We start from the raw sequence: 23,694 nt of genomic DNA on the forward strand, positions 1-23,694 counted from the left end.
AAGGCTTTCCACCGCCCTGCGGGCACAGCGCCCCCGCTCATTGGATGCCGCTGGGCACAGGCGGCTCGCCCGTCAGAAACCAGTAGCCCACATTGCGGGTCTTGTACTCTTCCGGGTTGTGCAAGGTATGCGTGCGCACATTGCGCCAGAAGCGGTCCAAGCCCAGCTCGTTGGATGTGGATCGGGTGCCCGTCACTTCAAAGATCTTGCTGGTCACATCCAGCGCGGTATTGCCTGCAAAGGCATTGGCCGCCGCCAGCGGAATCGCGGCCTCACCGCGCTCAGCAGCTGTCAAGGCCTCACCACGCGCCCACACCCGGTCCAGCACATCGAGTGCCTGGTCGGCCAGCGCCGTCGCGGCCAGAGTGCGGGTGTACAGATCGCCATACACGCGCTTGACCCAGGGATCGTCCACATGCCGCTCCACGCCCGAATGCACCCAGGGGCGGCTGTCGTTGAGAGAGTATTCGCGCGCCCGCAGCAGCGCACCCTGCGCGGTGCCCAGAAACACATTGAGCAGCACACTCTGCTGCACAAACGGAATCAGCGTGCGGTACGGAGCGCGCGGCGTGGCGCTGCGGCGTTCATAGACCTCATGGGCCTCCACTCGCACGTTCTCATAGGTGCAGGTGCCGCTGCCCGTCTGGCGCTGGCCAAAAGCATCCCAATCGTCCAGCGCCGTCCATCCTGCGCGGCCTGCGGGGATGGCGGCATCGATGGTCTCAGCGCTGTCCTCGTCCACCCAGGTGATGTGCAGATGGTCTGCCACATGGCTGCCCGAGGTGTAAGGCTTGCTGCCATTCAGAATCCAGTGGTCGCCCTGCCAGCGCCCCGTCAAGCTGCGCGCTCCGGCATTGGAGTTATTGGCCCAGAACCAGTTGCCCTCGGCCGAGGCCGCATACAGCTGCGCCGCCTGCTGAGGACTGCTCAGCACATGCGCGGAGTGCAAGGACGATCCATGGTAGCCAAAGAGATGCGCCACCGAGCCATCAGCCTGGGCGAACTCGCGCACCACCCGCAATGCGGTGGACCAGGGCTGGCCGGCGCCGCCGTGCTGCGCGGGAATGCCCAGCCGCAGCAAGCCACTGTCCTTGATCTGCTGATACTGCTCCAGCGGCTTGCCGCCTGCCTTGTCGCGTTCAATCGCATCGCGCGCAAAGAGATCACGCAGCTCGACAGCCTGGCGCAGGTAGGGATTGGAGAGATCAGCTTGAAAAGTCATACCGACAATATAGCCACCGGGCGCTGCGCGCTGCCGTTCTGCATAGACGAAATGCGCATCTCCATATCTGAAATCCTTCCAACCAATTCTCTGGAGAGACAGGACACTTTGTAGTTTCAGGATGACCGCATTGTCATTGCACATCGCTTCATCCAAGCCACTACAACACAGAGAGAATCAAGATGAACGCTCGCACACCCATCGCCACATCTGGTGTGGACACCAGCATTGGCAACCTGCAGATCCGACGTGTCGCGGGCACCCTCGGCGGTGAGGTGCAGAACATCCAGCTCAGCCCCGACCTGTCTGAACAGACCATTGCCGACATCACCCGTGCCTTGGTGAAATACAAGGTGCTCTTCTTCCGTGGCCAGGGCCATCTCGATGACGAAGCGCACCAGGCGTTTGGCGCGCGTCTGGGCAAGACTGTCGCCCACCCCACCGTGCCTGCGCCGTCAGGCACCAAGATCTTCGAACTCGATGCCTCCAAGGGCGGCGGCCGCGCGGACTCCTGGCACACCGATGTCACCTTCCTCGATGCCTTTCCCAAATACTCCGTGCTGCGCGGCGTGGTCATCCCGCCCTACGGCGGCGACACCGTGTGGGCCGACACCACGGCGGCCTACCGCAACCTGCCGCCCCAGCTCAAGGCCCTCGCCGACAGCCTCTGGGCACTGCACAGCAACGACTACGACTACGGCGCCGAACGCACGCAGGTGGACAGCAGCCGCCTCGACCACCAAACCAAGGTGTTCACCTCCGCCATCTATGAAACCGAGCACCCCATCGTCCACGTGCACCCGGTATCGGGCGAACGTGGCCTGTTGCTCGGCCATTTCGTGCGCCGCATCCTGGGCGTTACCGGCAGCGAATCCGCCCGCATCTTCGAGCTGGTGCAAAACCGCGTGACTCGCCTGGAAAACACCGTTCGCTGGTCATGGCAACAAGATGATGTCGCCATCTGGGACAACCGATCCACCCAGCATTTCGCCATCAACGACTACGGCGACCTGCCCCGCATCGTGCGCAGAGTCACCGTGCATGGCGACCCCGCGGTCTCCATCGACGGACAGCACAGCCGCACCATTCGCCGCCCGGAGGCCTCCAGCCAGGAGACCTTGGACCGGCTGATTGCGACCACTGCGTAGCCAGCCCCTCAAGCCCCAGGCCCCCACTCAATCCAGCGCCATCTGCGTCTTGGCCGCTACATCCTTCCAGCGCGTCACTTCCGCCTCGGTGTGCCGGCCCAGCGCCTGGCCGCTGTATTGCTCAGGCGGCAGCAACTGGATGGCCTGGCTGACGAGCTTGTCGGTGTATTCCTTGTCGCCCATGACTTTCAGGTAGGCCGTCTGGAACTTGTCCAGCGCTTCTGGCGGCGTGCCTTTGGGCGCGTAGATGCCGTACCAGGTACTGGCCTCAAAGCCTGGCAAGGCGGTCTCGTCCAAGGTCGGCACATCCTTGAGCTGCGGCAAGCGCTGCCTGGAGGTGACGGCCAGAGGGCGCAGCTTGGCGTCCTTGAGCTGCGGCAGGGCCGTGTTGGTCTGGTCGAACATGCCGTCGACCTGGCCGCCGATGACATCGAGCAATGCCGGACCCGCGCCCTTGTAGGGCACCAGGGTGACCTTGATGCCGGCCGAGGTCGCAAACAAGGCGGCGATCAGGTGGGAGCTGGAGCCTATGCCCGCATTGCTGATGTAGAGCTTGTCCGGGTGGGCCTTGCCCCATTCGACCAGGGCCTTGATGTCCTTGGCCGGGTGCTCCTTGCGGACCATCAGCACCAAGGGCGTATCGGGAAAGCGGAACACCGGCGCGAAGTCCTTCACCGGGTCGTAGCTGAGCTTTTTGTACAGCGCGGGCGCTGCACCCATATAGCCCATGTGGCCGACCAGCATGGTGTAGCCATCGGGCTTGGCGCGCGCGGCCTTGGCTGATCCCACCGTGCCTCCCGCGCCCGGAGCGTTGTCGATGATGATGGGCTGGCCCACCTCTCGCGCCACCCGCTCGGCCACGCTGCGGGCCAGCGCATCGGTGGGGCCACCGGCGGCAAACGGCACGATCCAGGTGATGGGTTTGGACGGATAGCCCTGCGCCCCGGCCCCTGCCGCAGCGCTGATGAGGGCAAGCGCCGCCATACCGCTCTTGATCAACGATGTCATTTTTTGTCTCCTTGTCGTTAGAAAAATCAGGGCGCTGGATGGGGCCGCGCCAAGGCCTTGGCATCCACATGCCGGTCGTAGTCTTCGCCGCTGAGCAGGCCCAGCGCCAGGGCCACCTCGCGCGGGGGGCGGCCGCTAGCCAGGCTCTCGCGCACAATGCGGGCGACCTGGTCGTAACCCAGCACCGGGTTGAGGGCGGTCACCACCAGCAGCGAGCTGCCCACATTCGCGGCCAGCCGCTCTTCGTTCAAACCCAGGCCATCGACCAGGCGGGTCGCAAAGACATGCGCCGCATCGCTCAGCACCCGGATCGACTGCAGCAGGTTGTGGATGAGCACGGGCTTGGCCACGTTCAGCTCAAACAGCCCGGAGGCATTGGCCATGGTGATGGTGCTGTGGTTGCCCATCACCTGCAGGCAGGCCTGCACCAGCGCTTCGGCGATGGTGGGGTTGCGCTTGCCAGGCATGATCGATGAGGTCAAGCCATCGTCAGGAATGTGCAGCTCGCCCAGGCCGCAGCGCGGGCCCGATCCCAGCAAGCGCAGGTCGTTGGCGATCTTGACCAGCGAGCTGGCCAGGGTGTTGAGCGCGCCCGAGGCCTCTACCAGCGCATCGTGCACCGCCATGCCTTCGAACTTGCTGGGGTTGGGCACAAAGGCCAGCCCGGTCAGGCCCTGCAGTTCCTCGCAAAAGGCGGCATCAAAACCCGGCGGCGCATTCAGGCCGGTGCCCGCTGCCGTGCCGCCCTGGGGCAGCACCAGCAGGCGCGGCAATGTCGCCCGCACCCGCTCCATGCCCAGCGCCAGCTGCCGGGCATAGGCGTCAAAGGCCTGGTCCACCATCATCGGCACGGCATCCATCAGGTGGGTGCGCGCGATCTTGACCACGCCCGCAAAGGCCTGCGCCCTGCCAGCCAGGCTGGCTTGCAGCACCGCCAGCGCCGGCAGCAGGCGCTCTTCCAGCTCCCGCACCGTGGCGATGTGCATCACCGTGGGAAAGCTGTCATTCGATGACTGCGAAGCATTGACATGGTCGTTCGGGTGTACCGGCGCCTTGCTGCCGCGCGGCTCGCCCAGCAGCTCGTTGGCGCGGTTGGCGATGACCTCGTTGGCATTCATATTGGTCTGGGTGCCCGATCCGGTCTGCCAGACCGTCAGCGGAAAATCCGCATCATGCGCACCGTCGCGCAGCAGCGCTGCCGCCTGCACGATAGCATCGGCAAGCCGCACATCCAGCGCGCCGCAGCGCTGGTTGGCCTTGGCGGCGGCCATCTTCTGCAGGCCAACGGCCTGGATCAGGCAGCTGGGAAAGCGCTCGGTGCCAATCGTGAAAACGCCCAGCGCGCGCTGCGTCTGGGCCCCCCAGTAACGCGCGGCGGGCACCTCCACCGGCCCAAAGGCGTCATGCTCGATACGGCTGTCGTTCATGCTGTGTCTCCAGGGGGGCATGCCAGCGGTGCATGCCCCGGGGTTCAGTGGGCTCAGCCTGCGCTGGGGCTGCGTTGCAGGGCGGGGCTGGCCGCGCTGTCATGCGCATCGGCTGCCAGCAGGTTGCCATCGTCGATCGCCTCGTCGGCCGCTTGGGTTTGCGGGTAGCGCTCGGGGTAGAGGTGGCGCTCGGCAGCCTGCGCATCGAAGGTGCCCGACCACTTGGCCACCACCACCGTCGCCACGCTGTTGCCCAGGGTGTTGCAGGTGGCAATCGCCATCGACAGGAAGCGGTACACGCCAAAGATCACGGCCAGGCCTTCCACAGGCAGGATGCCGGTGGAGGTGACAGTGGCCGCAAACACCACGAACGAGCCGCCCGACACGGTAGCCGCGCCCTTGGAGGTGAGCAGCATCAGCAGCAGGATGCCGATCTGGTGGTCCAGACTCAGCGGCACGCCGTAGGCATGCGAAATGAACATCACGCCCATGGCCATGAACAGCGAGGTGCCGTCCAGGTTGAAGGCATAGCCGGTGGGCAGCACCAGGCCCACGGTCTGCTTGGCGCAGCCCAGGCGTTCCAGCTTGATCAGCAGGCGCGGGAGTGCGCTCTCGGACGAGGCCGTGCCCAGCACGATCAGGATCTCATCCTTGATGTAGCGCACAAAGCGCCAGAGGCTAAAGCCGGCAATGCGCGCCACCAGCCCCATCACCACGGCAATGAACAGCGCCACCAGCACATAAAAGCCCAGCACAAACTGCGCCAGTGCAATCAGCACTGCCGTGCCATTGCTGCCGACCGAGTAGGCCACCGCACCAAAGGTGCCGATGGGCGCGAGCTTCATCACCAGGTTGATAAAGGCGAACAGCACTTCGGAGATGCCATCGAGCGCGGCATTGATGGGCTTGCGGCGCGCATCGGGGATGGCCAGGATGCCGATGCCCACCATGACGGCCAGCACCACCACCTGCAGCAGCTCGCCCTTGGCAAAGGCGCCCACAAAATTGTCCGGCACGATGTGCGCCATGAACTCCAGAAAGCCCTGGGGCGCCGCCGCCTTGGCCACCGGCGCAGCCGTGCTGGCCGTCACATGGGCCATGCCCTTGCCGATCTCAATCAGGTTGCCTGCGAGCAGGCCCACGACCAACGCGATGGTCGACACGATCTCGAAATAGACAATCGCGCGCCAGCCCACGCGGCCCGCGCTTTTGACATCGCCGGCCGAGGCAATGCCGTGCACGATGGTCAAAAACACCAGCGGCGCCACGCCAGCCTTGATCAGCGACAGAAACATGTCGCCCAGCAGCTTGAGCTTGGACGCAAAGGCCGGGAACACAAAGCCCACGGCAATGCCCAGCAAGAGGGATACCAGCACCTGCATGCCGAGCTTGCGGTACCAGGGCAGTTTGCGCACAGGCGCCAGAGATTGGGAATTCGTCATTGTTGTCTCCTCCACCGCAGCCTCAGGCCTGCACCTGCGCCGACAGTTCCAGCGCGCGGTCCACCATCTGTGGCGCCAGGCCCAGGTAGTTGGTCGGATCGGTCAGGCGGTCAATGGTGGCGCGGTCAAAGTGCTGGGTCACCTCTGGCAGCGCAGCCAGCGCCTCGGCCAGGGTGCCGCCCTTGTCGTTGACGGTGCGGCATGCGTCGTACACCACATCGTGCGCCTGCTGGCGGCCAATGTGCGGCGCCATGCCCATCATCACGGCCTCGGCCACGATCAGGCCTCGGCTGATGCCCAGGTTGTGCTTCATGCGGTCCTCATCGACGATCAGGCCGCCCAGCGCAAACTTGGCCTGGTACAGCGCACCGGAGCTGAGGATGAAGCTCTCGGGAATGGCAATCCACTCCGCATGCCAGGGGCCGGTGGCGCGTTCAAAGTCCTGCACCATGGCATCCACCATCAGGCCGGCATGCTGGCGCACGGCCTTGGAGGCGGCCAGCATCAGCTCGCTGGAGATGGGGTTGCGCTTTTGCGGCATGGTGCTGCTGGCGCCACGGCCCTTGACGAAGGGCTCATACACCTCGGCGAACTCGGTGGAGGCCATGATCATGATGTCCAGCGCAATCTTGCCCAGCGAGCCGGTGATAAGCGCCAGCAGGTTGATCGCTTCGGCAAAGCCATCGCGGGCCACATGCCAGGTGGTGGCCGGCACGCCCAGGCCCAGCTCATCGGCCAGCGCCTTCTGAATCGCAAAGCCTGCTTCGCCCACCGAGGCCAGGGTGCCGGCAGCGCCTGCGAACTCGACCACCGCCACACGTGGGCGGAGCTCGGCCAGGCGCTGCTGGTGGCGGTCAAACATCGCCAGCCAGATGGCAACCTTGTAGCCGAAGGTCACCGGCAGCGCCTGCTGCAGGTGGGTGCGGCCCGCCATCGGCGTGTCGCGGTGCTTCTTGGCCAGGTTGGCAAGGATGCCGCGCAGCTCGCGCACATCGGCATCGATGCTGTCGATCGCATCGCGCACCTGCAGTGCCACGGCGCTGTCCATGATGTCCTGCGTGGTGGCGCCCCAGTGCACATAGCGGCCGGCTTCGCCACACATCGCCACCAGCTGGTGCACCAGCGGCAGGATGGGGTAGCCCACGATGTCGGTCTCATGGCGCATATGGTCAAAGTCGATGCGCGAGAGCTGCGATTCGCGCGCTATCACCTCGGCGGCATCGGCAGGGATCACGCCCACCCGCGCCTCGGCCTTGGCCAGGGCCACTTCCACATCGATATAGCGCTGGATCAGGGCCTGGTCCGAGAAGATGTCGCGCATCTTCTGGGTGCCAAAGGCGTCACGGAACAGGATGGAGTCGACGACCGTGCTGGAGAGAGGAAAGGAGGTGGCGCTCATGGTGCGTGCTGTATTGCGTTAGAGTAGATGACATGCTATGTCCGGACCAATTATGTCCGGACATATGAACTATAAATATGTTCGGACATATCCATTACAGGGTATACCCTTGCTTCCATGAATGACGCCACTGCCCGCAAACTGAACTTCAGCGATATCGCCAACCACCTGACCGATGCCATCACCTCGGGGCATTTCGCGGTGGGGGCGCTGCTGCCCACCGAACTGGAGCTGTGCGAGCACTACAGCACCAGCCGCCACACCGTGCGGGCGGCGCTGGCAGCGCTGCAGGAGCGCGGCCTGGTATCGCGCAAGAAGAACGTGGGCACGCGCGTAGAGGCCTCCAAGCCCAAGAGCCCGTTCCGCCCCACCCTCGCCTCGGTGGATGACCTGGTGCAGTTCGGCGCCGAGCATTTGCGCCAGGTGCAGCGCATTGAAGAAACGGTGGCCAGCGCCAGCCTGGCGCAGGAGTTGGAATGCCCGCCCGGCGCGCGCTGGCTGTGCATCTCCAGCCTGCGGCTGGAAGGCGACCGCCAGGCCCCGCCCATCGGCTGGACCGATGTCTATGTGGACCCGCAGTACCAGGACATTGGCGAGTTGGTGCGCGCCACCCCCGGCGTGCTGATCAGCAGCCTGATCGAAGAGCGCTATGGCCGGCAGATTGCAGAAATCCGCCAGGACATCCAGGCGGTGCAGATCGACGATGCCGCGCTCGCCAAGGTGCTGGAAGTGCCGCTGGGCGCCCCAGCGCTGAAGATTGTGCGGCGCTACCTGGACCTGGACGGTGAGCTGTTCGAGGCCAGTGTCACCACCCACCCGGCCGAGCGCTTTCGGGTGTCGATGCGGTTGCAGCGGATGAAGTAGGCCCCGGCGAGCGCCAGGGCGCGACGCCGCTGCCGCCCGCTTGCCATCAACGGCTCAGGGCCGTCTCATGCAGGTAGTGCCAGCGCAGCGCCCCATCGGCGCAATCCACAATCGCCGTCGCCCAGCGCGCCGTGGCGCTGCCGTTCAGATGGTGGGTCTCCTGGTAGCGCAGCGCCACGCTGCTGGCGGCTTGCCAGACAGTGGCCACCTCGCCGATCTCGATGCGCAGCCCGGGCCGGCCGCCAGCGGCTTGCTCGAACATCGCAGCCACCTGCGGCAGCTGCACCACGGCACCTGCGGTAGTCACCATGCTGAAGCTTTCGGCAAACATGGGCATCAGCTGATCCATGGCAGCCCGCGCCATGCCCGGCTCGCCGGCAAAAATGGTTTGGATCAGTGCGTGCACGTCGTGGACGCTGCGCTCGGCAGCCTGGATGTAGGTCTTATTCATGGTGGGTATTTTCTGCAGGCAAGCTGCGCAGTTGAAGAAGAGGAAGCAGGCCCAGCACCGCGGCGATGGCAAATGTGAGGTGGTAGGCCTGGGGTGCCGGCCAGCGCTGCGCCAGCCCATTGAAAACCATCAGCAGCAGCGCCGCGCCCACGCTGAAGGCCATTTGGCGGTTGATGTTCCACAGCACGCTGGCCTTGTGGGTTTGGGCGCCGTCAAAATCCATCAGCGCCGTGGTCTGCGCGCTGTTGGCACCCAGCCCGCCGCCCATGCCCATAAACGCATAGGCCAGGATGAGGACCGGCAGATCCTGGGTGGAATCCACCGCCGCCAGCGCCGCAATGCCCAGGCTGTGCAGCAGCATTGCCAGCAAAAACAAGCGCCCTGCCCCCACCCGGTTGTACAGGCGCCCGCACAGCAGCATGGCCGCCAGCGCCCCTGCGGCATACACCACCATGAAGCGCCCCGTTTGCGCGGCCCCCATCTGGAGCAGGTCTTGCAGATAAAAGATATTGAGCAGGTTCACCCCGGTAAAAATGCCGGGGATGGCGTAGTACACCCAGATCGACAGCGTGAGCCGGGGACTTTGGAGCAAGCGCAGATCCACGATGGCATCGGCCACCTGGCGGAAATGCCTGGCATAGAGGCCGGCAAACCCCAGCGCAGCGCCCAAGCAGGCCAGCGCCACCACGCCGGCTTGGCCGGCCCCATAGAGCGACATGCCCAGCAAGGCACTGGCCAGCGCGGCGCTGATCAGCAGCAGGCCCAGCAGGTCGGGCCTTGTCTGCGCTGGCGAAGGCTCCTCGCGCAGCCACAGCCATGACAAGGCAGCGGCCGCCAGCGCCAGCGGAATATTGGCGTGGAACACCCAGCGCCAGGAGGCCTGGTCCACGATCCAGCCACCCAGGCTGGGAGACAGCGCAGGTGCCAGCAGGGCCACCGCCATCACCAGGGTTGAGATACGGGCCCGTTCGCTGCCTTGGAAGCGGTTGAAGGTCATCGCCTGGCCCACGGGGATCAGCAGGCCGCCCGCCATGCCCTGTACCAAGCGCCAACCCACCATCTGGCCAAAGCTGCTAGCCTCACCGCAGGCCCACACGGCCCCCGCAAACACCAGCATCGATGCGGCCAGCAAGCGCCGTGCACCCCAGCGGCTGGCCAGCCAGGGGCTGAGCGGAATGACCAGGGTCAGCCCCAGGATGTAGGCATTCGCGACCCAGGCGCTGGCCGCGCTGCCGATCTGGAATGCGGCGGCCATGCGCGGCAAGGCCACGGCCGGCATAAAGATGTTGATGCAGTCAATGAAAAATCCCAGCAAGAACACGGAGGCAATGCGGTAGCGGTACGTCATCTTGGATCCCTTTGGCCCAGGATGGTAGGCAGCGCTGCGCGGCCCGTCGATACCGCTATGCTTGAATCTTTGTTTGGCCAGATTGAACAATGAACCGCATCGCCCTCTCCACCCAGCTCCACCGCGTGCAGACCTTTCTGGCCGTTGTCGAGCTGGGCTCATACACCAAGGCGGCCGATTACCTGTCCATCAGCAAGGCCATGGCCAGCCTGCATGTCAAAGCCCTGGAGGAGGCCCTGGCCGTCACGCTGCTGCTGCGCAGCACCCGCAGCATTGCGCTGACCGAAGCCGGCCAGGACTTCTACGATGAGTTCAAGGAGCTGGTCGGCCAGCTGGAAAACAAGTTTGAAATGGCCATGCAGGGACGCAAGCGCATCGCCGGCACCTTGCGCCTGAGCACCACGGGCGAATATGGCGAGCGCTTCATCCTGCCATTGATGGCCAGGTTTGTGCAGCAGTACCCGGCCATCTCCATCCGCTACGACACCAACTCCTCGCTCAGCGACCTGATTGCCGAAAAGCTCGACCTGGTGGTGCGCCTGGGCAGCCTGGCCGATTCCGACTTCAAGAGCCGCAAACTGGACGACTACGACATCCTGCTCGTCGCCTCGCCCGCCTTGCTCAAAAAGCATCCGGTGCGGCAGCCTGCGGATCTGGCCCAACTCCCCTGGATCGCCAACAGCAACCTCCAGAGCCCCACGCACTGGACCCTGCGCGGTCCGCAGAACAAGAGCACCGAGGTCAAGGGCAGCGCCGCCCACCATGCCAACACCTCCGCCGCCATCCGCCTGATGGCGCTGTCGTCGATGGGTGTCGCCGTGCTGCCCGCCTGGCTGATCGAGCAGGAACTGCACAGCGGCGCCCTGCAGCAGCTGCTGCCAGGCTACAGCCTGCCACGCCAGTCAATCAGCGCAGTCTTCCCCAACAGCAGCCACCTGCCGCACAAGACCCGCGCCTTTATCGACTTTCTCAGCAAGAACCTGGGGCCCTCTGCCAAACGACCTGCGCTGGTCTGAACGCGGACTCGGGCGATCCGCGTCCTTCCCGCTTCACCAATCCGCATGAAAAAGCCCTCCGAAGAGGGCTGGGCAATCAGGCCAGGTTGCGCTTTCTGCTCAGGAACCCGGCCACACCCATGGTCAGCATCGACAGCAGGCCGACACCCCAGCCAGCCAGGCCGGGAACAGCGGTGGCTGTGCCGGGGTTGGGCGGCGTGACCTTGGCAGGAATGTGCAAGGTCACGGTGACTGGATCGGCCGTGCAGGCGGGCGTGGGCGTCGACGTGTCGCAGACCCTGTACTGGAAAGTCACATCGCCGGAATACACACCGTCAGGGGTATAGAGAATCAGCTCGGGATGGCTGGGATCGGGGATGCTCAGCGCACCGAACTGCGGAGCGCTCAGCAACTCGACCGATGCCTTGTTGATGGTCGTGCCGCCTTCCACATAGTCATTGGTGGTGACATCGGGAATCGCAAAGGCCGCCGAGATATTGGGCAGCGTGTGCTCGTCATCAACGCCCTTGACGACCTCGGTGGCAGGTACCTGAGAGGCGGTCACCAGGATATTGTCGAACGCTGCATAAGAGCTGTCTGTGTCCATCTCCCAGACCACACCCAGACGCTGTGTAGCGCTGGTGAAACCCATCGCTGCCATATCCAAGGCGTAGTGCATGGCATGCCAGTCAAAGGACAGGCCATTTGGCGACGCGGTGGAGAACGTAAACACCTCTGTGCGGACTGCAGAGGCTGGCACACCATTGATATTCACCGAGGATTCGGATGCACCGTTGTCTACCAAAGACAAGGTGTCACTTGCCTCAAGCCGGAAGAAACGAAACTTGACGCCGTAGTCCTTGTTGGGTCGATCCAGCCAAATCTTGTGATACAGATCGGTGGGGTTCGTCGGGTCTGCGCCAGCCAATTGCACCGCCAACCCGGACCAGTCCATCGACAGGTCCATGAAACTCTGTCCTTGTGTCGGAAAGACCAGCCCCACCGACTCTGAGTGGCTGTAATCACTCGTTTGACGAATGATCGCCCCGGTGAACTTGTTCAGTGGGCGGAGATTGTCTGCGTAGCCATTACCGATCCAGGCGGGGGAATGGCTGGGGTTATCGGTTGGATTGTTGACGGCGGTCGTGCACAGACGATCTGCGGTTTTGACCTGAACAAAGGGAAAGCCATTGGCCGGATCACTGTAATTGTCAGAGAACGTACCGTAGTTCGCGCTCCCCACCGGAGTCCCCCCACCATCTCGGCATATCTCGATCGCGAACTGCGCAGCATTGGGCGTCTCAAAGTCGTTCTGATACACCGTAATCAGCCCCTGGGCAAACAGGCTGGAAGTGGCAAGCAACATGGCCGAGGAAACAACGATGTTCCGGGCACCCCACAGATGAGTCATATAACGTCCTTGGCAATGATGTTACGCACGATCAATACATTCGATCGAGCCAATAAAGCAAAAGTCGAAGTCTATTTAGCAAAGCGCCACGAAACGCATGATGAAGGTCAAAGAAGGTGAATCAATGACGGTTAGCAACGGTTTGTCGCGCGAAGTGCACATGTGACATAGTGTAAATGTATTTATTTGTTTCTGCCACTACTTGGCGACATGCCGGAACACGGAATACACACCCAAAAAAAATGCACCACCGGCCCCTCAAGACCCGTGGTGCATTACTTGAAAACAGCAGCGCTTAGAACTTGTAGTTCAAGCTCACCGTCACCGTGCGCGGCTCGCCCCAGGTGTAGGTGCTGTACCAGCTGAAGATGGTGTAGTACTTCTTGTCAAACAGGTTCTTCACGTTGAGCGAGGCGGAGAGCTGCTTGTTGAAGTCGTAGCGGGCCATGGCGTCCCAGATCCAGTAAGCCGGCACGGTGTGCACGGCATTGCCACCGGTCGGCACGCTGATGGTGCCCCAGGTCTTGTCCTGCCAGCGGGCGCCGCCGCCCACCGTCAAGCCGCTCAGGCTGCCGGCCATCTTGTAGCTGGTGTAGAGGTTGAACTGGTTGGAGGGCGTGAGCGTGGTGACACGCTCGCCATCCTTGCGGGCAATGCTGTGCGAGTATCCGGCCTGGATCTGCCAGGCCGGTGTGATCTGGCCCGACACCTCCGCCTCCCAGCCCCGGCTTTTGACGCCCTGGACCGCCCGGTAGGCAGGGTTGCCGCTGGGGGTAATGCCCCCGCTCTCCACGGCAAAGTTGTCCTGCAAGGTCTGGAAGATGGCGGCGCTGGCATTGAGGCGGCCACCCAGGAACGAGGCCTTGGCCCCCAGCTCATAGTTCTTGCCTTCCAGCGGATCCAGGGTTCGGCCTTGCTCGGTCTGGTAGGTCTGTGGTTTGAAGATACCGCTGTAGCTGGCATAGACCGAGTAGTTCTGGTTCAGGTCATACACGGCGCCCAGGTAGGGCGTGAAGACATTCTTCTCCTTTTGCTCTTGCACCCGGTTCTTGTAGTTGGAGAAGCGCCCGCCGGTGATGAGCTTCAGGTCATCGCGCAGGTTCCAGCGGGCCGTCGTGTAGATGCCGCTCTCGTAGGTGCTCTCGTCATTGCTGTAATCCGGCGTGCTGTTCCAGACCGGTGCGGGCACCTTGCCATTCCACTGGTAGTAGTTGTCGACTACCCCGTCAAAGCCGCTGTTGTCGTTGTAGTAGCCATCGTTTTTCCAACGGCGCTTGGCCAGGCTGCCGCCCAGCACCAGCTCGTGGCTGCGCCCCAGCAGCGAGAAGGGGCCGCTGGCATACAGGTCGGCCGCATCGCTGGTGGTGCGGCCGATGTACTGGCCCTTCCACATGCTGACCCCGGCGCCGGTCAGCGGATCGGGGTTGCCACCAGCTGCAGCACCCAGGTTGGCGTTGTAGCCATTGATCTGGTGGTTGAGCTGCAGCTTGCTCACCCAGCCGCTGTCGAAATTGTGTTCCAAGGTGGCAAAGGCGGTGCGCGTGTACTGGTCCCAATGGCTCCAGTCGGCACCGTTGTTGAACGAGCGCGGCATGGCGTTGAAATCGCCGTTCGCATCGAGCAAGGGAATCCCGCCCCAGGTCGATGCCGTGGGCTTGTTGTCCTGGCGGTCCGCGCCCAAGGTCAACAGGGTTTGGGGGCCCAGGTCCATCTCGACGATGCCGTAGAGCACGCCGGTCTTGCGCTCATAGCGGTCCAACTGCGAATGCTTGTCCTGGTAGGTCGCCACGCCGCGTGCGCGGATGCTGCCGCTGTCGTTGAGTGCGCCGCTGATGTCCAGCTCGCCCCGGTAGTTCTGGTAGCTGCCAGCGCTGATGCTGGCATGGCCGCTGAATTCCTTGGTCGGCTTTTTGCGCACCAGGTTGATGGTGGCACCCGGATCGCCACTGCCCGTGAGCAGGCCGGTGGCGCCCTTGAGCACTTCGACCCGGTCGTAGATGGCCATGTCGGTGAGCGTATTGCCGGCGGAGTAGGACGAGTCACGCGACATCGGAATGCCGTCGTACTGGAAGTTCTGAATCGCAAAGCCGCGCGCGTAGTACTCGGTGCGCTCGCTGTCGTAGGTCACGATGCTCACGCCCGGCGTGTGGTTGATGACATCGTCAATGGAATTGAGCTGGAAATCGTCCATCACCTGGCGGGTGACGACACTGACGGACTGCGGCGTCTCGCGCGGGGTCAGCACCAGGCGGGTTGCCGTTGCAATGGCACCGGGCGTGTACGAGCCCGAGCCCTCGGTGATCTCGCCGAGCTGGTTGGTGCGCACCGTGACTTCCGACAGCGTGACTTCGGCACCCGCTGCGCTTGCGGCCGATGGTGCAGCAGATACAGATGCTGCTGGGGCCGCTGCCGCTGCCTGTACCGTCAGCACGCCGCCTTCCACCCGCCCTTGCAAGCCGGAGCCTTGCAGCAAGGTCGCCAATGCCTGCGACACCTGCTGCGCACCTTGCAGCGCTGGCGCCTGGCGGCCCTGCGCCGCTTCGGGCGCTGCGGTAAAGCTGAGGTTTGCCTGGCGGGCAAATTGCGCCAGCGCGCTGGCCAGCGGTTGTGCAGGAATATCAAAGCTGGCGGTCTGCGCCAGCGTCGCCTGCATGTGCAAGGCCAGGCCCAGGCAGACAGCCGCATGCGCCAGCACGGTGCGGCGGGGCTTGAAGGTGAAGGAAGACATGAAAGGTTTCTCGTCCGATAAATAGCAATGACGGGACGAGACAACGCCACCTGACCTGTGCTGCACGCTGAGAGTCGCTAACACAACCCTTGATACGTCGTTACCAAGCCTTGTCGTACGTCTGTACTGCCTGCGGCTTGGCGCCTAGTCTCAACCGCAAACCTTCGGTTTGCTGGGCCGTGTTAGCGAATCTAAAAGCAAGCCACCAGAGCGAAGCGCATGCGGCGCTGTCACCGTCCGATGGATTTCTGCGTGCGTGGCGTGGGCTGGTCAGCGCGGGAAATCCTCAAAGCCTTGCGGCCACCGCCCCGCTTGGATCAAGGGCGGCAGCCTGCAAAAGGCGCTGCCAATGGTACTTATCAAATGCGAATCAGTCTCATACTCAATACTATTTAGTGACATTTCAGCAACAGTTTTGTGAAACCACGAGCGCGCTGCGGGTCTGCAGGCCGATCAGCCGCCTGCTCTTGTATGCACGCGCCTGTTGCACGCGCCTGTATGCACGCGCCTGTCATCACGCCAACACAGCACGTCTGCCGCTGCGATAATCGCTCGCCATGACCATCGCGCTCACCACCCTGCTCATCTACGCCAAAGACATGCAACGCACGGCGCGCTTTTATGTCGAGCATTTTGGCTATGCCTCTGACTGCAAGGTGGTCGACGGCCTGATCAGCCTCCAGCCCCTGCACGGCGGCGCGGAGATCCTGATCCACCAGGCCGCCAAGAGCCTGAAGTTTGGCTCTGCGGTACTCAAGCTCAGCTTCAGCGTGGCAGACGTTGAGCAATTTGTGGCCCAGGCCGCCGCCAAGGGGCTGGCATTTGGCAGCCTGCACCAGGCCAATGGCTACGCCTTCGCCAACACCAAGGACCCGGATGGCAACTCCATCAGCGTGTCGAGCCGCCAGTACCGGACGAGCTAAGCGACAGGTCAAACGATCGGCATCGTCGCCAGCAAGCTGCGCTATTCCAGGCCAAGGGTTTGGCTAGAATCCCCTCTCTTTGCCCGCGAGCAGCACCGCGGGCCACAACCCGGCAAAGGATGGAGATGCGCTATCTGGTGGTAGGCACAAGCGGGGCAGGCAAATCAACTTTTGCCCAAGCGCTGGCAGAGCTGACGGCATCCCGCTATATCGAGCTGGACGCGCTGTACTGGGGGCCGGACTGGCAAGCCGTGCCGACGGAGCAATTCCGGCAACGGGTGGCGCAGGCCACGCAAGGCGAGCGCTGGGTGGCCGATGGCAACTACAGCGATGTGCGCGATATCCTCTGGCCGCAAGCCAGCCATGTGCTGTGGCTCAACTACAGCCGCTTCACGGTTTTCTCGCGCCTGCTCTGGCGCACGCTCCGGCACAGCATCACGCGCCAGCGCCTGTCGCACGGCAACCGGGAGTCGCTGGCGATGGCCTTGTTCTCCAAGAATTCGATCCTGCTGTGGGCCTGGACGACCTACGCTAAAAACCAGCGCAAGTTTGCGGCGCTGCGCAATGATAGGCAGTTTGCGCATCTGCAGTGGCTGGAGATCCGCAAGCCGTCAGAGGCGGCTAAGCTGCTCCAGACCATCGCTACACCACCACAGCGCTGACGCAGCACCGCACCGCCTTACTGCAGCCCCAGGAACTTGAACGGCGCCGAAGGCTGGAAGGCCGCCGTCGCATCGCCGGCATACGCATGGTTCTGGTTCGGTCCCAGATCCAGCTTCATCACCTTGCCGCTGTCGTGGCTGAAGTTCAGTGCCTTCAGGTCCACCCAGAAGGTATTGGGGGTCAGGGCCGATTCAAAGAAGTAGAGCTTGCGCTTGTGGTCGAAGACCGTGCGCCAACGCGTCGATGAGATATTGGGCTGGTCCGGGGTCGTGATGCCATAGGGCACGGAGACATTGCGGATCACGCTGAACACGCTGGCCAGCGCCTTGTTGGGCTCCTGGTCCTGCGGCACGGCATTGACGTAGAAGGAGGCGCGCGCAAAGCGGTCGGCAGCGCGGTTGGTGCCTGGCAGCATGACGGTGCCGCCAATCTGCTTCCAGTAGCTGTTCAGCGCCAGCTGCTCGTCAAAGGTGGGCGAGTTGGTCATCACCTGGTAGCTGCGGCTGTGGTGGATGACCTGGCGGCCGCCGATGTACTCGACGATGGCGCTGTCGCCACTGGCGTCCGACATCGACAGGTGCAAGGTGGTGAGCCGGTCCTCGCCGGGCACATTGTCCGAGACGATGGTGAAGGGCTGCTGCTCCAGCGCCTTGACGGCCTCGGCCACGGTCGCAAAGTTGTCGAGCACATACTGCGCCCAGGCGGCAATCGTCAGGCCGGGCTTGCTCTTGTCATCAAACTGGGGGTACTGCGATTCGGCCAGCCACAGCAGGTTGGCGCTCAGCCCCGCTTCGTTGACGCCATCGGTGGTCGAGACGTCGTAGCCCGAGGTCACCAGGCTGCCGTAGCGCGAGGTCCAGCGCAGCGAGTTGGGCCCCGCCTGGCCCGTGCGCTCCATGCCGCGTGGCAAGACCCAGAGGTTGCTGGTGATGTCGTTTTTCCAGTCCATCGAGCGCGCGGTGATCACCTGGTCATTGGCACCCAGGTAGACCACCCGCGTGCAGGCGATGGCGCTGCTGATGCTGCTGAGGCCCAGCACGCCCGCCAACATGGTCGCAGCCAGCTTGCGCGCAGTCGGCCGATTATTCTTGTTCGTCATTGGTCTCTCCCTCCCATCGGTTGGTTTGGCTTTTTAGGACAAGCCAGCAGGCCGCGCCTACCGCATCGGGCAGGAGCGACCCTGCTGCTGGTTTACTGCGCGCTGGCCTTCCAGGTTCCGTTGGGCTGCTTGCAGAACCAGAACTGCCATTCCTCCTTGAGCTTGCCGGTGGGGCGGCTGGCTTCCACATTCAGCAGGCGGCAGGTGTCGGCCTTCTGGGTCTGGCTGGTTTGCAGCGGGGTCAGTGCCATCTGCACCTGGCGCGAGCGCGGGCCCTGGCTGCTGGTCCACTGCGTGGTGCTCTTGTCGGCGGCGTTGTTCAGCACATCGCCCACGGCCTTGCGCAACGCAGGCACATCCTTGGCGGGCACGCTGGCCGTGATGGTCTGGTTGAGAAACGACAGGGGCGCGGCAGAAGCGGCAAAGGCCAGGCCACCCAGAACGGTGGCCAGCACCAGGGCGGGCAGTTGGCGTGCAGCAGGCTTTTTCATGGTGTCATATCCTCTCATTGAATTTCTCGGTGCGATCGCCAGCAAAGCCGCAGACCTGCCATGCAGACAGGCCCAGCGCGCTTCACCCGGGCTCGCGTTATCAGCGAGATGATCATATTCCATATAGTCTGATCCACCCACCCTATGAAACTGACGATGCCCTTGCGCAACGCCACCATGCCCCCAGCAGGAACCCGCCATGCCCCGCGAAAACATCAATGACTTGTTGGCCTTTGTCGCCGTCGCGCGGGAAGGCAGCTTTACCAAGGCCGCCGCGCAACTGGGCGTGTCGCAGTCGGCACTGAGCCACACCATCCGGGGCCTGGAGGCCCGCATGGGTGTGCGGCTGCTCAGCCGCACCACGCGCAGCGTCTCACCCACCGAGGCGGGTGCCTATCTGCTGGCCCGCATTGGCCCGGGCTTTGACGAGATCGAATCGGGCGTGGCTGCGCTCAGCGATTTTCGGGACACGCCGCGCGGCAATGTCCGCATCACCACGGCCGAGCATGCGGCCAACACCGTGCTCTGGCCCAAGCTCGCGCCGGTGATGCAGCGCTACCCGGATATCTCCATCGAGATCAATGTCGACTACGGCCTGGGCGACATCGTCGCGCAGCGCTTTGACATGGGCATCCGCCTGGGCGACCAGGTGGCCAAGGACATGATTGCGGTGCGCATCGGGCCCGACTGGCGCATGGCGATTGTGGCGACGCCCGACTACCTGGCGCGCATGCCCGCGCCCCAAGCGCCTCAGGACCTGGCCGCCCACCAGTGCATCACGATGCGCCTGCCCACCCATGGCGGGCTGATGGCCTGGGAGCTGGAGAAAGACGGCGCTGCGGTGCAGGTGCGCGTGCAGGGCCAATGGGTGTTCAACGGCAGCCGCGCCATGCTGCGCGCTGCGCTGGCGGGTTTTGGCCTGACCTATGTGCCCGAGGACATGGCCGCGACCCATCTTGCGCAGGGTGAGCTGGTACGGGTGCTGGATGACTGGTGCCAGCCCTTCAGCGGCTACCACCTGTACTACCCGCATCGGCGTGGCATGTCGCCTGCGATGCGCGTGGTGGTGGATGCCTTGCGCCACAGCGAGGTGCCCGCCTTGCACGCAGTGTTGTAGAAGTGAGCAAATGCAAGAAATTCGACGCAAATGATAATCATTTTCATATAGAATCGCTTTTTTCAGGCGCCAGCAATAACAAAACCATGCCATAAGGGCCTGCTGCAAACCTCGTTCTGAGGGTTCTGCAGCCGACCCCTCAGCCTGCATCATCCGCATGCAGCACAGGTCAGTAGCCAGCAGTCCTTCCTTCCCCCCTCTTGCTTTAACTGGCTGGACCCTATGGCTTCTCGCACCTCTTCCCAGGCGCAGCGTATGTCTGCGCGCGCCACTTCCACTTTCCAACCCCGTTACCTGGCCGCAGCTGTGGCCGCACTGGTATCTGCCGGCGCCCTGGCGCAGCAGGCTGCCCCGGATCAGGCGGTGCAACTGGCACAAGCGGAATCGACGATGCCGCAAGTGACGGTGCAGGCCAAGGCAGAAAAGGCCCCCGGCACGATCACCGTGATCTCCGGCGAGGAGCTGGAAAAAGCCAACAACATGGCGGACATCTCGCGCTACCAGCCCCTGGTGTCGGCCCCCGGCACCGCATCGGGCACCAGCCGCAACCGCAGCAGCTTTGACCGCTCGGGCACCACGGGCTACAACATTCGCGGTATCGAAGGCAACCGCATCGGCATGGATGTGGACGGCATTGAAATGCCCGACGCCAGCACCCGCCCCTACGTCAGCCGCGCCGGCAACAACACCTTTGGCATTGGCCGCGACTTTATCGACCCCGAGATGTTCTCCTCGGTCGGTATCCAGTCGGGCACCACCACAGCCCGTCGTGCAGCCGGTGGCATTGGCGGCGCCGTCAGCTTCAAGACCAAGTCGGCCAGCGACTTTTTGCGCAATGGCAATAACAGCTACTTTGGTGGCAAGCTCGGCTTTGATTCCGCCGACCATTCCTGGAACGAAAGCATCACCGCTGCGGGCAAATCGGGCAGCCTCGATGGCCTGATCGCCTTCTCGCGCCGCGATGGCAAGGAGACGCAGAACAACAGCGCCCTGGGCATCAAGGCATCGCCGGAAGACTGGCATTCCAACGCGCTGCTGATGAAGGGCGGCCTGCAGATCGATGCCGAGAACCGCCTGGAGCTGTCTGCCGACCTGTACCGCCGCAGCAACCAGAGCCAGTTCTATGGCTGGAGCACCGACAACAGCGCCATCACGCAAAACAATATGCAGGACAGCGACACCAGCCGCAACACGCTGCAGCTGTCGCACCTGTGGACGCCTGCCGACGCCTTAGTGGACCAGCTGGACACGCGCCTGTTCTTCCAGAACACCGATACCAAGGACGTGACCGACACCACCACCTTGGCGAGCGGCGCCGTCGCGCGCAACCTGTCGCAGAACAAGACCAAGGCCTGGGGCCTCTCGACCACCGGCGACAAGCGCATTGATCGCCACCGCCTGAGCTTTGGCTTCAACGCACAGACGCAAAGCCAGGAACGCCCCTGGGACGTGGCCGGCTACATGAAGCCACAGCCCGACACCGACACCCTGCGCCTGGGCGCCTTTATTCAGGATGACATTGGTTTTGACGTAGGCGGCAAGCGCCTGGGCGTGATCCCCGCGCTGCGCGTTGACCGGGTCAAGGTCGAACCCAAGCACCTGGGCGATTTTGCCGAAGGCGCGTTGACCGAAGACGCCGCCTCCAAGCTGTACAGCAACCTCAGCAGCACCATCTGGAGCCCGAGCCTGGGCCTGACCTATGAGCTGACGCCCAAGTTCATCGCCTACGGCCAGTACAAGCGCAGTGGCCGTGCACCGACCGCTGGCGAAGTGTTCGGCTCCTGGAACATGGACCAGAACTACGCCGGCTCTGCCCAGTACGCGCTGATCGGCAACAGCAACCTCAAGCAAGAGACCAGCAACGCCTTTGAGATCGGCGTCAAGGGATCGCCGACCGACGGCGTGCTGTTCAATGCCTCGACCTTCTACACGCGCTACAAGGACTTCATCGGCTACACCCGCTACACCCGCGCCAGCGCGCCTGACAAGTTCAGCAACGTACCCGCACACATCGGCACCATCTACCAGGCCGAGAACCGCGACGAGGCCACGATCTACGGTCTGGAAATGAGCGCCCGCCTGGACCACGGCCAGTGGGCACCCGCCGTGAAGGGCCTGTACTCGACCTGGGCGCTGGGCCTGTCCCATGGCACCTCCAAGTCCAACTATGCGGGTGACAAGGATGTGCCGCTGGACACCATCCAGCCGCGCAAGGCCGTGATCGGCGTGGGCTATGACGCCCCCATGCGCGCCTGGGGCGTGAACATGACCGGCACCTTTGTGGCCGGCAAGCAGGCCCAGGCCACCAACCGCGAGAGCTATACCAACGCTGGCACGGACATCGCCGACTCCAGCATTGAGCAGTTCCGCGTGCCCGGCTATGCGCTGTTCGATCTGTCGGGCTACTGGCAGATCAACAAGAACGCCCGCCTCAACGTCGGCATCTACAACCTGACGGACAAGCGCTACTGGGATTACGCCAGCAGCCGCAGCCTGCAGCCCTCCGTTGCCAAGGACCAGCGCGACATCCAGCTGCTGACCAACCCGGGCCGCACCTACGCCGTTTCGTTGAACGTCAATTTCTAAGTTTCTCTCCCACCACGAAAGGACCCCAGCATGAACCGCTTTTCCGCCGCCATGACCGCAATCGCAGCCGCCGCGCTGCTGACGGCCTGCGCCAGCAACGACAGCAAGACCGCAGCCCCCGCCGCTGCTGCCAAGACCGAGGCCAAGGGCCCGGCCACCCCCGTGGGCGGCCACGGCCACAATGCCTTCATGGGCGGCTATGACGCCAACCGCGACGGCGTTGTCACCCGCGAGGAATACGACACGCTGCGCAAGCAGCGCTTCGTCGCCGCCGACACCAACAAGGATGGCTGGCTGAGCGAGGACGAATACGTGGCCGAGTTTGAAGCCCGCCTCAAGGCCCAATACGCCGCCGCAGGCAAGAAGCCCGACCAGCAGTACGAAGGCAGCATCAAGCAGGCCCATGTGCGCTTCCACATCCTCGACACCAACAAGGATGGCAAGCTGAGCATCGAAGAGGAAATCGACATCGCCAACAAGACCTTCAAGAACGCCGACCGCAACGGCGACGGCGTGGTCAACGCAGCCGACATGGCAGGCCAGTAAGCCATGCAAGCGCGCCATTTGTTTGCTGCGCTTGCTGCGACGTTCAGCCTGAACGTCGCCCAGGCCCACATGCCCTTTCTGCTGCCCAGCGTGTTTGATGTGCAGCCCAAGTCCACCATCAGTGTGGATGCGGGCTTTGCAGAAAAACTGTTTCTGTCCGAAGTCCAATTTGGCGACACGCCCTTCAGCATCACCACGCCCTCGGGCACCACGCTGCCCTTTGGCGATGTGCACCAGTTCAAGACCCGCACGGTGGCAGAGCAAAAACTGCCCGACGAGAAAGGTACCTACCGCCTCTCCAGCGGCCCGCGCCTGGGCGCCATCTTCCGCAGTTGGGAAGTGAATGGCAAAACCACCGTCGTGCGCGATCCCAAGGCCGTCATGCCCGACGGTGGCGTGATGAAGGTGCACTACCAGTCGCTGTCGGTCTCCGATGCCTACGTCACGGCTGGTGCACCCACCCCCATCAAGCCCTATGGCAAGGGGCTGGAGATCTTGCCCAGCACGCACCCCAGCGATGTGTTCGCCGCAGAGAAATTCAACTTTGCGGTGCACTTTGATGGCAAGCCGCTGGCAGACCAGAAGGTCAGCATCTACCGTTCGCCGATGGACCTGCAAGGGCAGAACAGCGTGGATGAGCTCAGCTCCGATGCGCAGGGCGATATCAGCTGGACCCCGAGCAAACCGGGCATCTACATGGCCCTGGTACGCCACCGCGCCCCAGCCCCTGAAGGCGCTGCCGCGCCGACCTATGGCTACAACTACACGCTGACCTTCCGGGTACTGGCGCAGTAGTTTTATGGGGGGCTGCACGCTGGCCTGGCGG

The 23,694-nt window shown here is 63.5% G+C and carries 20 protein-coding genes; 9 read left to right on the forward strand and 11 right to left on the reverse strand.

Annotation, left to right across the window (positions count from 1 at the left end; genetic code table 11):
- Positions 1-37: 37 nt before the first annotated feature.
- Entirely contained in the window at positions 38-1,222 is a 1,185-nt protein-coding gene (locus EDF71_RS00285; RefSeq protein WP_133854648.1) for an acyl-CoA dehydrogenase family protein, read from the reverse strand.
- Between the two features lie 182 nt (positions 1,223-1,404).
- On the opposite strand from EDF71_RS00285, the gene EDF71_RS00290 reads away from it, so the two are divergent.
- Positions 1,405-2,370: a TauD/TfdA family dioxygenase gene (locus EDF71_RS00290; RefSeq protein ID WP_133854649.1), complete on the forward strand. Its 966-nt coding sequence runs from the start codon at positions 1,405-1,407 to the stop codon at positions 2,368-2,370.
- A 27-nt stretch (positions 2,371-2,397) separates the two neighbouring features.
- On the opposite strand, the gene EDF71_RS00295 is transcribed toward EDF71_RS00290, so the two are convergent.
- Genes EDF71_RS00295 through EDF71_RS00310 form a run of 4 tightly spaced genes read right to left on the reverse strand, consistent with a single transcriptional unit; the run spans position 2,398 to position 7,646 of the window.
- Positions 2,398-3,378 (reverse strand): tripartite tricarboxylate transporter substrate binding protein BugD, encoded by a 981-nt coding sequence (locus EDF71_RS00295; protein ID WP_133854650.1) that lies wholly within the window; start codon positions 3,376-3,378, stop codon positions 2,398-2,400.
- Between the two features lie 26 nt (positions 3,379-3,404).
- Complete coding sequence (locus tag EDF71_RS00300; protein WP_133854651.1) at positions 3,405-4,805, reverse strand: class II fumarate hydratase; 1,401 nt, start codon at positions 4,803-4,805, stop codon at positions 3,405-3,407.
- Positions 4,806-4,858: 53 nt separating this feature from the next.
- Positions 4,859-6,247: a cation:dicarboxylase symporter family transporter gene (locus tag EDF71_RS00305; protein ID WP_133854652.1), complete on the reverse strand. Its 1,389-nt coding sequence runs from the start codon at positions 6,245-6,247 to the stop codon at positions 4,859-4,861.
- A 22-nt stretch (positions 6,248-6,269) separates the two neighbouring features.
- Positions 6,270-7,646, reverse strand: a complete 1,377-nt coding sequence (locus EDF71_RS00310) for an adenylosuccinate lyase family protein (RefSeq protein WP_133854653.1) — start codon at positions 7,644-7,646, stop codon at positions 6,270-6,272.
- A 117-nt stretch (positions 7,647-7,763) separates the two neighbouring features.
- On the opposite strand from EDF71_RS00310, the gene EDF71_RS00315 reads away from it, so the two are divergent.
- Positions 7,764-8,510, forward strand: a complete 747-nt coding sequence (locus EDF71_RS00315; protein WP_133854654.1) for a GntR family transcriptional regulator — start codon at positions 7,764-7,766, stop codon at positions 8,508-8,510.
- 46 nt (positions 8,511-8,556) lie between these two features.
- On the opposite strand, the gene EDF71_RS00320 is transcribed toward EDF71_RS00315, so the two are convergent.
- Together EDF71_RS00320 and EDF71_RS00325 are read right to left on the reverse strand one after the other, a co-directional pair.
- A complete protein-coding gene (locus EDF71_RS00320) occupies positions 8,557-8,961 on the reverse strand; it encodes a DUF4440 domain-containing protein (RefSeq protein WP_133854655.1) in 405 nt (134 codons plus the stop codon).
- Complete coding sequence (locus tag EDF71_RS00325; RefSeq protein ID WP_133854656.1) at positions 8,954-10,309, reverse strand: MFS transporter; 1,356 nt, start codon at positions 10,307-10,309, stop codon at positions 8,954-8,956. Before EDF71_RS00325 ends, EDF71_RS00320 begins: the two co-directional genes overlap by 8 nt.
- 89 nt (positions 10,310-10,398) lie before the next feature.
- Here EDF71_RS00325 and EDF71_RS00330 point away from each other — a divergent pair, with 89 nt between their 5' ends.
- The gene (locus EDF71_RS00330) at positions 10,399-11,325 is read left to right on the forward strand and encodes a LysR family transcriptional regulator (RefSeq protein ID WP_133854657.1); all 927 of its coding nucleotides are present in this window, start codon (positions 10,399-10,401) and stop codon (positions 11,323-11,325) included.
- A gap of 76 nt (positions 11,326-11,401) precedes the next feature.
- On the opposite strand, the gene EDF71_RS00335 is transcribed toward EDF71_RS00330, so the two are convergent.
- Both EDF71_RS00335 and EDF71_RS00340 read right to left on the reverse strand, forming a co-directional pair.
- Positions 11,402-12,715: an Ig-like domain-containing protein gene (locus EDF71_RS00335; RefSeq protein WP_133854658.1), complete on the reverse strand. Its 1,314-nt coding sequence runs from the start codon at positions 12,713-12,715 to the stop codon at positions 11,402-11,404.
- A gap of 295 nt (positions 12,716-13,010) precedes the next feature.
- Complete coding sequence (locus EDF71_RS00340; RefSeq protein ID WP_208300977.1) at positions 13,011-15,443, reverse strand: TonB-dependent siderophore receptor; 2,433 nt, start codon at positions 15,441-15,443, stop codon at positions 13,011-13,013.
- A 557-nt stretch (positions 15,444-16,000) separates the two neighbouring features.
- Here EDF71_RS00340 and EDF71_RS00345 point away from each other — a divergent pair.
- Both EDF71_RS00345 and EDF71_RS00350 read left to right on the forward strand, forming a co-directional pair.
- On the forward strand, positions 16,001-16,366 hold the full coding sequence (locus EDF71_RS00345; protein WP_133854659.1) for a VOC family protein: 366 nt from the start codon (positions 16,001-16,003) through the stop codon (positions 16,364-16,366).
- Between the two features lie 125 nt (positions 16,367-16,491).
- Positions 16,492-17,028, forward strand: coding sequence for an ATP-binding cassette domain-containing protein (locus tag EDF71_RS00350; RefSeq protein WP_133854660.1), 537 nt, complete (start codon positions 16,492-16,494; stop codon positions 17,026-17,028).
- A gap of 17 nt (positions 17,029-17,045) precedes the next feature.
- Here the strand turns inward: EDF71_RS00350 and EDF71_RS00355 are convergent, their stop codons facing one another.
- Complete coding sequence (locus EDF71_RS00355) at positions 17,046-18,080, reverse strand: linear amide C-N hydrolase (RefSeq protein ID WP_133854990.1); 1,035 nt, start codon at positions 18,078-18,080, stop codon at positions 17,046-17,048.
- 140 nt (positions 18,081-18,220) lie between these two features.
- On the reverse strand, positions 18,221-18,619 hold the full coding sequence (locus tag EDF71_RS00360; RefSeq protein WP_133854661.1) for a hypothetical protein: 399 nt from the start codon (positions 18,617-18,619) through the stop codon (positions 18,221-18,223).
- 199 nt (positions 18,620-18,818) lie between these two features.
- On the opposite strand from EDF71_RS00360, the gene EDF71_RS00365 reads away from it, so the two are divergent.
- The 4 genes from EDF71_RS00365 (at position 18,819) to EDF71_RS00380 (ending at position 23,663) form a co-directional block, all read left to right on the forward strand.
- Positions 18,819-19,736, forward strand: a complete 918-nt coding sequence (locus tag EDF71_RS00365) for a LysR family transcriptional regulator (RefSeq protein ID WP_133854662.1) — start codon at positions 18,819-18,821, stop codon at positions 19,734-19,736.
- Between the two features lie 222 nt (positions 19,737-19,958).
- Positions 19,959-22,322 (forward strand): TonB-dependent hemoglobin/transferrin/lactoferrin family receptor, encoded by a 2,364-nt coding sequence (locus tag EDF71_RS00370; RefSeq protein WP_133854663.1) that lies wholly within the window; start codon positions 19,959-19,961, stop codon positions 22,320-22,322.
- Positions 22,323-22,352: 30 nt separating this feature from the next.
- Positions 22,353-22,868 (forward strand): hypothetical protein, encoded by a 516-nt coding sequence (locus EDF71_RS00375; RefSeq protein WP_133854664.1) that lies wholly within the window; start codon positions 22,353-22,355, stop codon positions 22,866-22,868.
- 3 nt (positions 22,869-22,871) lie between these two features.
- Positions 22,872-23,663 (forward strand): DUF4198 domain-containing protein, encoded by a 792-nt coding sequence (locus tag EDF71_RS00380; RefSeq protein WP_133854665.1) that lies wholly within the window; start codon positions 22,872-22,874, stop codon positions 23,661-23,663.
- The last annotated feature ends 31 nt before the right edge of the window (positions 23,664-23,694 follow it).

Source organism: Comamonas sp. JUb58 (assembly GCF_004364775.1).
In the GTDB taxonomy this organism is placed as follows: domain Bacteria; phylum Pseudomonadota; class Gammaproteobacteria; order Burkholderiales; family Burkholderiaceae_C; genus Comamonas.